Source organism: Pseudomonas monteilii NBRC 103158 = DSM 14164 (genome assembly GCF_000730605.1).
Classification (GTDB): domain Bacteria; phylum Pseudomonadota; class Gammaproteobacteria; order Pseudomonadales; family Pseudomonadaceae; genus Aquipseudomonas; species Aquipseudomonas monteilii.
Window position 1 is genome coordinate 34,563 of sequence record NZ_BBIS01000012.1, and the last position, 12,838, is coordinate 47,400.

13 protein-coding genes, 1 pseudogene and 1 riboswitch are annotated in these 12,838 nt (G+C 62.0%); of the genes and pseudogenes, 11 read left to right on the forward strand and 3 right to left on the reverse strand.

The features are described from left to right. Positions 1-66 precede the first annotated feature (66 nt). The 8 genes from PM2_RS29835 to PM2_RS07245 all read left to right on the forward strand — a co-directional run bounded on the left by PM2_RS29835 (position 67) and on the right by PM2_RS07245 (position 7,789). Positions 67-888, forward strand: coding sequence for an RHS repeat-associated core domain-containing protein (locus tag PM2_RS29835; protein ID WP_232866175.1), 822 nt, complete (start codon positions 67-69; stop codon positions 886-888). Between the two features lie 93 nt (positions 889-981). Continuing rightward, positions 982-1,205, forward strand: a riboswitch (cobalamin riboswitch). Positions 1,206-1,298: 93 nt separating this feature from the next. Next, positions 1,299-1,487 carry a CbtB domain-containing protein gene (locus PM2_RS07215; protein ID WP_016714029.1) on the forward strand — a complete coding sequence of 63 codons (189 nt, stop codon included), beginning with the start codon at positions 1,299-1,301 and terminating at the stop codon, positions 1,485-1,487. A 9-nt stretch (positions 1,488-1,496) separates the two neighbouring features. Then, the gene (locus tag PM2_RS07220; protein WP_028698898.1) at positions 1,497-2,183 is read left to right on the forward strand and encodes a CbtA family protein; all 687 of its coding nucleotides are present in this window, start codon (positions 1,497-1,499) and stop codon (positions 2,181-2,183) included. Continuing rightward, a complete protein-coding gene (locus PM2_RS07225) occupies positions 2,183-2,569 on the forward strand; it encodes a cobalamin biosynthesis protein (protein ID WP_028698897.1) in 387 nt (128 codons plus the stop codon). Before PM2_RS07220 ends, PM2_RS07225 begins: the two co-directional genes overlap by 1 nt. Positions 2,570-2,601: 32 nt before the next feature. Further along, positions 2,602-3,354 carry a precorrin-4 C(11)-methyltransferase gene (cobM, locus tag PM2_RS07230; protein ID WP_028698896.1) on the forward strand — a complete coding sequence of 251 codons (753 nt, stop codon included), beginning with the start codon at positions 2,602-2,604 and terminating at the stop codon, positions 3,352-3,354. A gap of 66 nt (positions 3,355-3,420) precedes the next feature. Then, positions 3,421-3,663, forward strand: coding sequence for a DUF1272 domain-containing protein (locus PM2_RS07235; protein WP_016714025.1), 243 nt, complete (start codon positions 3,421-3,423; stop codon positions 3,661-3,663). Between the two features lie 222 nt (positions 3,664-3,885). Beyond that, a complete protein-coding gene (locus PM2_RS07240; RefSeq protein ID WP_016714024.1) occupies positions 3,886-4,500 on the forward strand; it encodes a response regulator transcription factor in 615 nt (204 codons plus the stop codon). Between the two features lie 13 nt (positions 4,501-4,513). Then, positions 4,514-7,789 (forward strand): transporter substrate-binding domain-containing protein, encoded by a 3,276-nt coding sequence (locus PM2_RS07245; protein ID WP_028698895.1) that lies wholly within the window; start codon positions 4,514-4,516, stop codon positions 7,787-7,789. Here the strand turns inward: PM2_RS07245 and PM2_RS32015 are convergent. The 3 genes and pseudogenes from PM2_RS32015 to gnuR form a co-directional block, all read right to left on the reverse strand. Then, positions 7,764-8,258 carry a methyl-accepting chemotaxis protein gene (locus tag PM2_RS32015; protein ID WP_373446710.1) on the reverse strand — a complete coding sequence of 165 codons (495 nt, stop codon included), beginning with the start codon at positions 8,256-8,258 and terminating at the stop codon, positions 7,764-7,766. The genes PM2_RS07245 and PM2_RS32015 overlap by 26 nt on opposite strands. A 39-nt stretch (positions 8,259-8,297) precedes the next feature. Next, positions 8,298-9,119: pseudogene (locus PM2_RS32020) on the reverse strand (PAS domain-containing protein); the annotation flags it as partial. Positions 9,120-9,219: 100 nt separating this feature from the next. Beyond that, the gene (gnuR, locus tag PM2_RS07255; protein WP_025752930.1) at positions 9,220-10,239 is read right to left on the reverse strand and encodes a transcriptional regulator GnuR; all 1,020 of its coding nucleotides are present in this window, start codon (positions 10,237-10,239) and stop codon (positions 9,220-9,222) included. 207 nt (positions 10,240-10,446) lie between these two features. On the opposite strand from gnuR, the gene PM2_RS07260 reads away from it, so the two are divergent. The 3 genes from PM2_RS07260 (at position 10,447) to PM2_RS07270 (ending at position 12,833) form a co-directional block, all read left to right on the forward strand. Continuing rightward, positions 10,447-10,986, forward strand: a complete 540-nt coding sequence (locus tag PM2_RS07260) for a gluconokinase (RefSeq protein ID WP_019099261.1) — start codon at positions 10,447-10,449, stop codon at positions 10,984-10,986. Positions 10,987-11,096: 110 nt separating this feature from the next. Next, positions 11,097-12,449 (forward strand): GntP family permease, encoded by a 1,353-nt coding sequence (locus tag PM2_RS07265; RefSeq protein WP_028698893.1) that lies wholly within the window; start codon positions 11,097-11,099, stop codon positions 12,447-12,449. Positions 12,450-12,533: 84 nt separating this feature from the next. Next, a complete protein-coding gene (locus PM2_RS07270; protein ID WP_016714016.1) occupies positions 12,534-12,833 on the forward strand; it encodes a hypothetical protein in 300 nt (99 codons plus the stop codon). Positions 12,834-12,838: the final 5 nt, after the last annotated feature.

Consider the following 12,838-nt stretch of genomic DNA (forward strand, 5'->3'; position numbering starts at 1 on the left):
TCTACATTCCCCACGACCTTAATGTACTCCACCAAAGCCCCTCGTATAATGGCGCAGGATCGCCAATTGCTTGCCCTACAGCATGGTGGCGCAGTTCGTTCCGACCTGATCGCTATTGATAGTATGCACTCGCCTCTGCGAGTGATGAACTCCAGAGATAATCAACCGATAGCATACACAGCTTATGGCTTTGGCAGTGGAGTGAAAAACCTACCGCTGGGGTTCAATGGATATCTCTGGTATGAAGTAAGCAAGCTGTACGCCTTAGGGGCAGGCTATCGCTGGCTTTCAACATTGATGAGATTCACGAGCCCTGACAGGGTAAGTCCGTTTGGTATAGGGGGAGTCAACGCATACGTCTATGCACTCAATGATCCGATTAATCGATCCGACCCCGGCGGCAACGCTAGCCTTGCGCGTTTTTTTGGCAGGAAAAATAATTCGTACCAAGGGCTAAAGAAAATCTACGGTTGGGGAGAGGATGGTGACGGACTTTATAAAACGACTAACAATCTATTCCGCAAACCCAAGGCAGTGTTTTTTACACATGGGCAAGGGGAAACCATATCCATAGATGGAACCAATAAAAAACCAGCACAACTTAGAGACTGGATGCTAGCACATAATATAAACCCACAGGATTACCGAAAAATCACCTTTCTTGCCTGCAACTTAGGGAAGACCGCTTTTCCGCAAATATTTGCTAACGACAACACGGTTGTCGTCAGGGCTGCCAGCGGCACGATTGATACGACCATATGGATACCCCAGGAAGATGGCTACCTTACTAAGATTTCTATGCGAATCAGGCGCTTACCTGACGACTCATCTGAAGATGTTTACCGACTAAAGACTTACTACCCGCAACCAAATCAAGCGATTAGGTGAGCGAAACGGTGGCGGCACGCTGGGCAGCGGCTTCCCCCTGAAACACCCTGTAAATAAAGCCTGGCAATTGACGCAACGCTCGCCTCATGCTCTCCTTATGCCTCACGTTCAGGTGCCCCCTTGGGGGTGAAACGGGAAACCGGTGCGTCGCAGGCCCTCCAACAGGGCCGGACAATTCCGGTGCTGCCCCCGCAACGGTAAGCGAGCGAAGCGTCTGTACCACTGTGCCCTTGTAATGCGGCATGGGAAGGTGACGCTTTCCAGGAGCCCTGCTCCTCCTCGCAAGCCCGGAGACCGGCCTGGCGTTCATGAACACTCCGCGGTGGGCGGGCGCTGTTGCATTCCCCTGGGCGACTACGCTCGGGGCTGCCGCGCTTGCCCATTGCCCACAAAAAGCAGAGGAACGCGTCATGCCCGTCACCAGCGCCAAGCAACACAGCCTTGCCACGCCTGTCACCCTCAGCCAGCGCATCGTCATCGCCGTCGGCGCCAGCCTGCTGGGCCTGTGCCTGGTGTACTTTGCCGGTTTCTCGCACATCGAGGCCGTGCACAACGCCGCCCACGACACCCGCCACAGCGCCGCCTTCCCCTGCCACTGAGTACGCCTGATGATCACGCGCATTGCCCGTACCTCGGGCTTCAGCGGGCTGCTTGCGGCCCTGTTGCTGACCTTGCTGCAAAGCTTCTGGGTCGCCCCGCTGATTCTTGAGGCGGAAACCTACGAGTCCTCGGCCCCTGTCGCCCACCACGAGCATGGCAGCGAGGTGCCCGCCCATGAGCACAGCGCCGAAGCCTGGTCGCCGGAAGACGGCTGGCAGCGTGTGCTGTCCACTACGGGCGGCAACCTGGTGGTTGCGGTCGGCTTCGCCCTGATCCTCGCCGCCCTGTACAGCCTGCGTGAACCGACGCGCGCCGGCACGGGTGCATGGTGGGGCCTGGCCGGCTTCGCCGTGTTCTGTCTTGCCCCGACCTTGGGCCTGCCACCCGAACTGCCCGGTACGGCAGCCGCCGACCTGGGGCAACGCCAGGCCTGGTGGATCGGCACAGCCAGTGCCACCGCACTGGGCCTGGCCTTGCTGGTGTTCGCTCGCCACTGGCTGCTGAAAGCACTGGGCGCCGTGCTGCTGGTAATCCCCCATGTGATTGGCGCACCACAACCCGAAGTGCATGAAAGCCTGGCCCCCGATGCACTGGAAACACAGTTCAAAGTGGCCTCCTGGCTGACCAACGCCGCCTTCTGGCTGGCCTTGGGCCTGCTCAGCGCATGGCTGTTCCGCCGTTCCAGCCGGGCCTGATGCCGCTCCTCTACGCCGGCTTCGGCTGCCGCCGGGGTTGCCCGGCGGATACCCTGCAACGCTTGCTGGACCAGGCCCTGGACAACCAGGGCCTGGCATTGGCCGACCTGCGCGGTATCGCCAGCATCAGCCTGAAGGCCGAAGAACCTGGCTTGCTACAGCTGGCTGATCGCCTCGGTTTGCCCTTGGTGCTGTACCATAGCGTGCAACTGCAACCTTACGAACCCCTGCTCAGCCACCGCTCCGCCGCCGCCCATGCCCACAGTGGCTGCTGGGGTGTGGCCGAGAGCGCGGCACTGGCCCTGGCCAGCCAGCACCTTGGCACGGCCAGGTTGCTGCTGGCCCGCCAGGTGCTTGGCCCGGCGACCCTCGCCTTGGCAGGCTGAGCGCTTCCCCTTCTTTCCTGCAAGGACTTTCCATGACGGTCTATTTCATCGGCGCCGGTCCCGGCGACCCGGAACTGATCACGGTCAAGGGCCAACGGCTGATTCGCCAGTGCCCGGTGATTATCTATGCCGGCTCACTGGTACCCGCCGCCGTGCTCGAAGGCCATCAGGCCGAGACCGTGATCAACAGCGCCGAACTGCATCTGGAACAGATTGTCAGCGCCATGCGCACCGCCCACGAACAGGGTAAGGATGTGGCCCGTGTACACAGCGGCGACCCTAGCCTGTACGGCGCCATCGGCGAGCAGATCCGCCACCTGCAGGCGCTGGACATCGATTACCAGATCATCCCCGGGGTCACCGCCACGGCAGCCAGCGCCGCCCTGCTCGGCTGCGAACTGACCCTGCCGCAGGTGGCGCAAACGGTGATCCTCACCCGCTATGGCGACAGCTCGCCCATGCCGCCGGGCGAACAGCTGGGTGACCTGGCGCGCCATGGCAGCACCCTGGCAATTCACCTGGGGGTCAAGCACCTCTCGCGCATTGTCGAAGAACTGCTGCCACACTACGGCACGCACTGCCCGGTAGCGGTGGTGCATCGTGCCACCTGGCCCGACCAGGACTGGGTGCGTGGCAACCTCGGCAATATCGTCGAACGCGTGGCGGCCAAAGATTTCCGGCGTACGGCACTGATCCTGGTTGGCCATGTGCTAGGGGACACGCCATTCGCCGAGTCGGCCTTATACCGTGCCGGCCATGCCCACTTGTATCGCCCTGCCGACTGAGCATTGCCAGGCTTGCCACGGGCGTAGCAGACTCCGGGTTCCCGCCTGCGAACAGGAGTTACGCCCATGCTGGAATTACGCCCCAACTGCGAGTGCTGCGATACCGACCTGCCGGGCGACAGCCCCGACGCGCTGATCTGCTCCTTCGAATGCACCTTCTGCCGCACCTGCGCCGAAAGCCGCTTCCAGGGCCGTTGCCCGAACTGCTCCGGCCAACTGGTGGCCCGCCCGACGCGGGTCGACCGGGCGTTGGCCAACAACCCCGCCTCAGCCCAGCGCGTAAACAAACCGCATGCGGCCTGCGTCTGACCGACCGGAGGAAAACCGGCATCACCGCTTTGACAGGGTGATATCTTTCCCGCTTTTTGTAGGATTTTTCAACAACAAGTGCGGGTGATTTCAACACTTCTATACTCGGCATTACCAAACTTCGGGATTGGTCGTATCTTGCAGCGCTTCCGATTAACCCACTTGCAGACGTATTCCTGAGTGATCCAGGAAGCGGACCACATCCTGACAGGAGTTTTCCCCATGACAACCGTGCTGATCGTCGATGACCACCCTATCGTCCGGGTGTCCTTGCGGATATTGCTTGAACGCGAGCGCTTCCATGTCGTCGGCGAAGTTGGCAATGGCAGTGAAGTGGCGCAGGTGGCCCGCGAACTGCGCCCGGACGTCGTCATTCTCGATATCGGCTTGCCTGGGCTGGACGGCATGGAAGTCATCAAGCGCCTGCAGTGCCTGGAGCCGGTGCCGAAGATCATGGTATTGACCGGCCAGGCCACCGACCTGTACGTGCGACGCTGCCTGGATGCTGGTATCGGCGCTTTCGTCACCAAGGAAGAAGACCACGAAGCACTGCTGTTTGCCCTCAAGGCCCTGATCAAAGGTTATTCGACCTTTCCGCAGATGTCGGTAAACAGCAATTCGCTGGAAAGCGAGCCCGTGCGCCTGGCCAGCCTCTCCAACCGGGAGATGGAAGTACTGCGGCGCCTGGCGCGCGGCGAGAACAACAAGAATATCGGCACTTGCATGAACCTCAGCGCCAAGACCATCAGTACCTACCGGGGACGCATCATGGAAAAACTCAAGACTGAATCACTGGTAGAAATGGTCGACCTGGCCAAACGCAACAGCGTTTATTGAGCGTTTGCACACCATGAAGCGCCTGCTGGCGAGCGTCTTTCTGGCTACCGGCTTACTCGCCTCGGCCGATCTGCTGGCCAGCAGCGAACCCCGCCAGTTGCTGGCCCGGTCGGCCAGTGCCGCCGCCCCCCTGTCGTTGTCCAGCGAAGACCGGCAGTGGCTGCAGCGCCGCCAGCACCTGGTACTGGGCAGCTCTCGGCCCGACTATCCACCGTTTGAAATCAACGTCAGTCAGCACGAATACGAAGGCCTTAGCGCCGATTACGCCGGGATTATCGCCGAGCAATTGGGCATTCCCGTCGAGGTACGGCGCTACGACAGCCGCCACGAAGCGATTACAGCCTTGCGTGAGGGCAGCATCGACCTGCTGGGCAGCTCCAATGCCTTCGAGGCGGCTGACGCTCAACTTAGCCTCAGCACCCCCTATGCTGACGACCTCCCGGTCATCGTCACCCGCAAGGGGCACAGCCTGAAGGACACACCTGACCTCGCCGGCCTGCGCCTGGCCATGGTCGATCATTATCTGCCCGCCGCTGCCGTTCGAACGCTGTACCCCAAAGCGCAACTGAGCCTGTACCGCTCGACCCAAGCCGGGCTGGCGGCCGTCGAACTGGGCGAGGCGGATGCGTACCTGGGCGATGCCATCAGCACCGACTTTCTGATTGGCAGGAGTTACCAGGGCACGCTCAAAATCGATCACTTCTGCCAGGTGGCCCCCGGGGCTTTTGCCTTTGCCCTGGCCGATGACAACCCACGCATGCACCGTCTGGTCGACAAGGCGCTGGCGCGCATCAGTGAAAGCGAACGCCTGAACATCCTGCGCCGCTGGAGCAGCGGTAACACTAGCCTGCTGCTGCAGCGCCATCTCTCTGCCTTGAGCGCAGAAGAAGAGGCCTGGATCGCCGCCAACCCCACCATCCGTGTGCTGGTCAATACCTCGCTGGCCCCCTTGACCTTCAACGACGCTCAGCATCGCCCCAGTGGCATAACCCTCGACCTGCTCAAGCAGATCTCGCTGCGCACGGGGCTGCAGTTCACACCCGTCGACAGTGCTTCAGCACAGGCCATGGTGGACCGCCTGGCCCGAGGCGAGGCGCAAATGATCGGGGCGCTGGGCTATGGTGCTGACCGTTTGAAGCAGTTGCGCTTCACCCGCCCCTATCTGGTCAGCCCACGCGTGCTCGTCACCCGCAGCGACGTCGAATCTCCCGCACAAGCCAAGGCCATGAACGGCAAGCGCATCGCCCTGGTGCGTGGTTCACCGCAACGGGCCATACTGCAACAGCGCTACCCGCAGGCCAAGATAGTCGAAGTGGACAACCCGCTCGGCCAGATGGAGGCCGTGGCCAACGGTACCGCCGACGTTGCCCTTAGCAGCCATATCAATGCTGCCTACTACATCAGCCATGTTTTCAAGGACCGCTTGCGCATCGCCAGCGTCCTCGACGACGAACCGGCCGTTGCCGCCTTCGCCGTCGCCGCCGACCAGCCCCAGCTGCAGGCCATTCTCGACAAGGCGCTGCTGAGCATTCCGCCTGAAGAGCTCGATCAACTGATCAATCGCTGGCGTACCAGCACCCTGGTCAGCGACAGCCCCTGGCGCGACTACCGCACCTTGGCCTTGCAGGTGCTGGTGCTGTCGGCCCTGCTGCTGGCCGGCGTCATATTCTGGAACAGTTACCTGCGCAAGCTGATCAACCAGCGTACAGAGGCCCAGCACGCGCTGCAGGCACAGTTGGCGCTGAGCCGCGGGCTGCTTGAGCAATTGCGCCAGGCCAAGGACGACGCCGAACAGGCCAGCCAGACCAAAAGCACGTTCCTGGCCACCATGAGCCACGAAATCCGTACCCCGATGAATGCCGTGATCGGCCTGCTGGAACTGGCACTGGAGGACAGCCGTGGCGGCCGCTGCGACACCCAGACCTTGCAGACCGCTTACGACTCAGCAATTGGCCTGCTTGAACTGATTGGCGACATTCTCGACATTTCCCGCATCGAATCCGGCCACCTCAGCCTGCAGCCAGTGCCCATCGACCTGGTAGAGCTGGTGCGCGCCACACTGCGGGTATTCGAGGGCAATGCACGGGCCAAAGGCCTGCACCTGCACGGCGAACTGCCGGCAAAACCGGTCTGGGTGCTGGCTGACCCGCTACGATGCAAGCAAATTCTGTCCAACCTGGTCAGTAACGCCATCAAGTTCACCGACCGTGGCGAAGTGCAGGCGAGCCTGCTGCTGCCCAAGGTTGCCGGTCAGGGCATTCTGGCAATCGAGCTGAATGTGCGCGACACCGGTATCGGCATCGGCCCTGCCGACCAGGCCCGCCTTTTCAATGCATTTGTTCAGGCCGATGGCCCAAGGGCCCGCCAAGGTGCAGGCCTGGGGTTGGTCATCAGCCGTACCCTCGCCGAATTGATGGGCGGCGCCTTGAGCCTGCAGAGCGTGGAAGGCGTCGGCACCCGGGTGCAAGTCTGCCTGCAACTGCCCACATGTGCAGCACCGGTACAGGCCGAGCAGGACCCGCCAGCACATGAAAGCACTAGCAGCCCACTCAACATTCTGGTGGTCGACGACTACCCCGCCAACCTGCTGTTGCTGGAGCGGCAACTGCATACCTTGGGGCATCGCGTGACCCTGGCCGACAATGGCGAAATCGCCTTGGCGCACTGGCAGGCCGCGCGCTTCGACCTGGTGATTACCGATTGCAGCATGCCGGTCATGGATGGCCACGAACTGACCCGGCGCATTCGCAGCCTGGAGGGTGAGTGCGGCCTGCCAGCGTGCAGGATTCTCGGCGTTACAGCCAATGCCCAGGCTGAGGAACGCGCCCGCTGCCTGGCCAGCGGCATGGACGAATGCCTGTTCAAACCGATTGGCCTACGTTCGTTAAAGGCCCATCTACCCCAGGTCCGCCCTCAGCAACAAAAAACACCGACAACACGCCATAGCGGGTTCGACTTGGCTGAACTGCGCCACCTGACCCAGGACGACGAACAGCTGACGCGGCATTTGCTCGAACAACTTTCGGTAAGCGTCGCCGAAGACCTAGCCGCCTTGCGTGCCCTGGCACCAGACGCCGCCGACGAAGCCGTGCGGGCCCTGGCCCATCGCATCAAGGGTGGCGCCAAGATGATCAGGGTGCGCACCGTGGTCAAGGACTGCGAAGCCATCGAGCTCGCCCACGCACAGGGGCTGCCGACGGTCGAGCAGCGCGCGCTGCTGCAAACCAGCCTGCAAGCCCTGCTTGACGAAATGCGCGATGCGCTCAATGCAATTGCAGCGTCGAGCTGATCTGGCTGATGGCATCCACCACGTGCCGTGAGCCTTGCTGGATTTCCATGATCACCGTACCGGCCTCGTTTGCCAGCGCCACACCGTGACCGGTGCGGTTCAGGCTCGACTGCATGCTGGCTACCGCCAGTAGCGACAGGTCATGGTTTTGCCGCACCACATCGACAATCTCCAGGGTGGCCTTGCTGGTGCGCGCCGCCAGGTTACGCACCTCATCGGCCACCACCGCAAAGCCTCGCCCGTGCTCGCCGGCACGGGCGGCTTCGATCGCGGCATTCAGGGCCAGCAGGTTGGTCTGGTCGGCGATGCCACGAATGGTCAGCACGATCTGCCCGATTACATCCGATTGCTTGCTGACCGCATCGATGCTGCGTGCAGCGTCGTTTAGCTCCTGGGAAATCTGTTCGATTACCTGCACCGCCTGCTGCACCACTTCTGTGCCCTTGCGCGCGCAGGCGTCGGTCTGCATGGAACTGGCATGGGCGGCTTCGGCGGCGTTCTGCTGGGTGCAGACCTGGCGGGTAATGTCACTGGCGAACTTCACGACCTTGTTCAAGCGCCCCTTGCTGTCGAAAATGGGGTTGTAGGAGGCTTCCAGATAGACCATCTGGCCCTGCTTGTTGATACGCTCGAAACGGTGCGAATGGTATTCGCCACGGTTAAGCGACGCCCAGAACTCGCGGTACTCGACCGACTCGCGTTCATGCGGCAGGCAGAACAGGCCATGATGCCGGCCAACCACCTCGTCGAGGCGATAGCCCATGGTGTCGAGGAAATTCTGGTTGGCTTTGATCACCCGGCCCTGGGGGGTGAATTCGATCACCGCCATGGAGCGGCTGATGGCCTTGAGCAGGTTTTCACTTTCATGCTCCTGCACCACCCGCTGTGTGATGTCGGCGGCCACCTTGATCACGCTGGTGACCTGACGCTGCTCGTCCAGCACCGGCATGTAGCTGGCCTCCAGCCATACCTCGCGACCGGCCTTGTCGAGGCGCTCGAAGGTACCGCTGATAGCCTTGCCCTGCCCCAGTTCTCGCCACAGCTGTTGGTATTCGGCACTTTTTGCGTAGTCTGACTCGCAAAACAACCGGTGGTGCTTGCCACGCAATTCGTCAACGCTGTAACCCATGGCCTGACAGAAACGCTCGTTGGCATCGAGAATGGTGCCATCGGGAGCGAATTCGATCATCGCCATGGAGCGGCTGATAGCGGCGAGTTTGGCCTGCGCGGTGGCCAAAGCCTGGTGGCTGCGCTGGATCTCGACCAAATCGGACTTGCGGTGGAAATCGAACATGACGCCGGGCTCCTTTATGCGCGGTTTCATGAGCATAGATCGCCATCATTAGCATGCAAGCACAATGCTATCACTTTGTAATTAGTGCATTTTCATTACCAAGCGTCCTGACACGCTTACTGCCCAGGCGTGAAACTCAGGAGCTCTCCCGCACCATCAACTCAAAGCCCAAGTCCTGCTGTGCGTTCGGCACTCGCTTGCCATCGAGCAGCGCCAGCAGCGCCTGCGCCGCCCCACGCCCCACAGCAGCCCGGGGCGTGCGAATCGAGGTCAGCCGGGGCACCATGTGCGCCGAGGCCGGCAAATCGTTGAACCCGACCATTGCCACCTGGCGTGGTACCTCCACCCCCTGGCGCAAGGCCTGCAGCACCGCGCCCTGGGCAAGGTCGTCGTTACAGAAGAAAATGCCGTCGACATCCGGCGCCTGCTGCATCAGTTGGCTGAACAGTGCACTGCCCAGTGCAATCGATGACGGCTCCGGCGCCAGTACCTCCAGCTCGGTCGCCTGCAAACCGGCCTCGGCCAGCGCCTGGCGGAAACCTTCGGCTCGCTGCATCACCCGTGGGTCGAGCTGCGCGGCAATGAATGCCAGGCGCTTGCGCCCGCGCTCGATCAGGTGCCGGGCAGCGGCACGCCCGGCCTGCTGCTGCGAAAACCCGACCGACAATGCCCCAGGCTCGCCATTGAGCTCCATCATGTGCACACAAGGCACACCACTGGCAGCCAGCATCTGGCGGGCCGCATCGCTGCGCTCGAAGCCGGTCAGCAGCATGCCGCAGGGCTGATAGGCCAGGTAGTTGCGGATCAGGTTCTCTTCTTCAGCAAGGTCATAGTGATAGTTGCCGATCAACACCTCGAGCCCACGCGGGCGCATGACCTCGTGGATGGCCTCCAGGGTATCGATGAACAGCTGGTTGGACAGTGACGGGATCAACACCACCACCGACTGGCTACGCGCCGAGGCCAGCGCCCGGGCCGCCGGGTTGGCGACATAGCCAAGGTTTGCCGCTGCGGCGAAAACCTTTTCCACCAGCTCCGGCGCAACCGTGCTGACTCCGCGCAAGGCGCGCGAAGCGGTAATCGGGGAAACCCCGGAAAGCCTGGCAACTTCTGCCAGGGTGGGACGACCTGTAGTACGGGAGCCGGTGCGGGACATGGATGTTGTAATTTTACTACTTGCAAGGAGAGGGAACGGCCACTAAGGTAGCGCTGTCTCAGGACGCAGGCAATGTAATCTTTGGTAGCAGCCATCACGCGCTCGCCACCAGGCGTCCATACTGCGTAAGGACAAGACCAATAACACCGGGGAGGTCGTTGTTCGTCAATGACGAGACAGCGCTATCTCACCCCGCAGGAGGTACTGATGAATTCTCCCCTGTCCGCCATCGTGGTGATGGGCGTGGCCGGTTGCGGCAAAAGCTGCATCGGCGCCGCCATCGCTGCCAGAAGCGGCGGCCGCCTGATCGAAGGCGACGCTTTCCACCCTGCCGAAAACATCCGCAAGATGAGCGCTGGCATCCCGCTGGACGATGGCGACCGCGCCGGCTGGCTGGTACGCCTTGGTCAGGAGTTGCAGGCCACCACCCAGGCTGGGGAGCGCCCGATCCTGACCTGCTCGGCACTCAAGCGCCGCTACCGCGACACCCTGCGCGATGCCATGCCCGGGCTGGTGTTCGTGTTCCTTGAACTGTCACCTGCCGAAGCGGAAAAACGCGTGCGTGCCCGCCCCGGTCACTTCATGCCGGCCAGCCTGATCGACAGCCAGTTCGCTGCCCTGGAATCGCCACGCGGCGAGCCACTGACCCTGCCACTGGATGCGACCCAACCCGTCGAAGCACTGGCCGAAGCGGTGGACCGCTGGCTAAAGGCCTGCGGTGAGCTGGGGCTGGCGCAAACCGCCTGACCCCGGCGGTTTTCCGGCTCACCAAAGACAGCGCTACCCCATCCCGCAAACGCGGGAAAAGTTCCAAAAAGCTACGCCCAAAACAACGATAAGACCGAGGCCTTCAAACCATGTTCGGACTGGCTACTGATACCTTCCTGCTGCTCGACGCGCTGGTTACCATCGTCGGGCTGATCCTGCTGATCACCCACTTCAAAGTGCACCCCTTCGTCGCCCTTACCCTCGCGGCCGGCTTCCTGGGCCTGACCTCCGGCATGCCGGTGGCCAAAGTCATGAAATCGTTCCAGGACGGTTTTGGCGGCGTGCTGGGCTTTGTCGGCATCGTCCTTGCCCTGGGCACCATGCTCGGCAAGCTGATGGCCGACTCCGGGGGCGCCGACCAGATCGCGCAAACCCTCATCCGCGCCTTCGGCAAGAAGAACGTGCACTGGGCAATGATGTTCGCCGCGTTCCTGGTGGGCATACCGCTGTTCTTCGAAATCGGCTTCGTGTTGCTGATTCCGCTGGTGTTCATCGTCGCCCGCCGCTCTGGGGTGTCGCTGGTGAAGATCGGCATTCCGTTGCTGGCTGGCCTTTCCGTGGTGCACGGCCTGGTCCCGCCACACCCGGGCCCGCTGCTGGCGATCGGTATTTTCCACGCCGACATCGGCAAGACCATCTTCTATGGCCTGATCGTCGCACTGCCCACCGCGATCATCGCTGGCCCGCTGTTCGGTAACTTCATTTCCCGCTACATCCCGGGCAACCCGTCGCAGGAACTGATGGACCAGATCGCCAAGGAGTCCGACCAGGGCAACCTGCCAAGTTTCAGCATCACTCTCATCACCGTGCTGCTGCCAGTCGCGTTGATGCTGCTGAAAACCTTTGCCGACGTGGTGCTGCCGGCCGAGCACATCGTGCGCCAGTGGATGGACCTGATCGGCCACCCGATCACCGCCCTGCTCGCCGCCCTGCTGCTGGCCTTCTACACCTTTGGTTCGGCTCGCGGCTTCAACCGCCAGCAGATCATGAAGATGCTCGACCAGAGCCTGGCCCCCACTGCTGCCATCGTGCTGATCGTCGGTGCTGGCGGTGGCTTCAAGCAGATGCTGGTGGACACTGGCGTGGGCAACGTGATCGGGCAGATGGCCGTGCAGGCGGAAATTTCACCCATCATGCTGGCCTGGCTGGTGGCGGCAGTGATCCGCATCGCTACCGGCTCCGCCACGGTCGCCACCATTACCGGTGCGGGCATCGTTGCTCCGGTGATCGACCTGGTGCCGGGTGTAAACCGTGAGCTGTTGGTACTGGCCACCGGTGCCGGCTCGCTGATTCTGTCGCATGTGAACGACGCCGGCTTCTGGCTGGTGAAGCAATACTTCAACATGACCGTGGCAGAAACCTTCAAGACCTGGAGCATGATGGAGACCATTCTCTCGGTGGTCGGCATCATCTTCATCATGTTGTTGTCGCTGGTGGTGTAACCGTTGATCGGGGCAATGGCACCTGGATGCGTCGGGTAGGGCCGAAGAAAAGTATGAGCCCTACCCAACGCAATGGAGTCTGCCATGACCCGCACAAGCATTCTGCTGATCACCCTGCTTGGTTCGCCGCTGGCCTTGGCCGCCGGCACCGGCCCGACCTACCCTGACGACCCGCACAGTACTGCGCCAAGGCCAGGCGTGGACAGCACCCTCAACCCGATCGAGAAGCCCATGCCGCGGGATACCGACCCGCGCATCAAGGGCAACGACCCGGACAGCCCGCCGGCAGAGCAGAATGACAACCGTGACCTGCCGGGAATGGGTGGCAGTGGCCAGGAGGGCACTCGCCGGCAAAGTGGCGCAACTGACGATAGTCAGCACTAGACGCC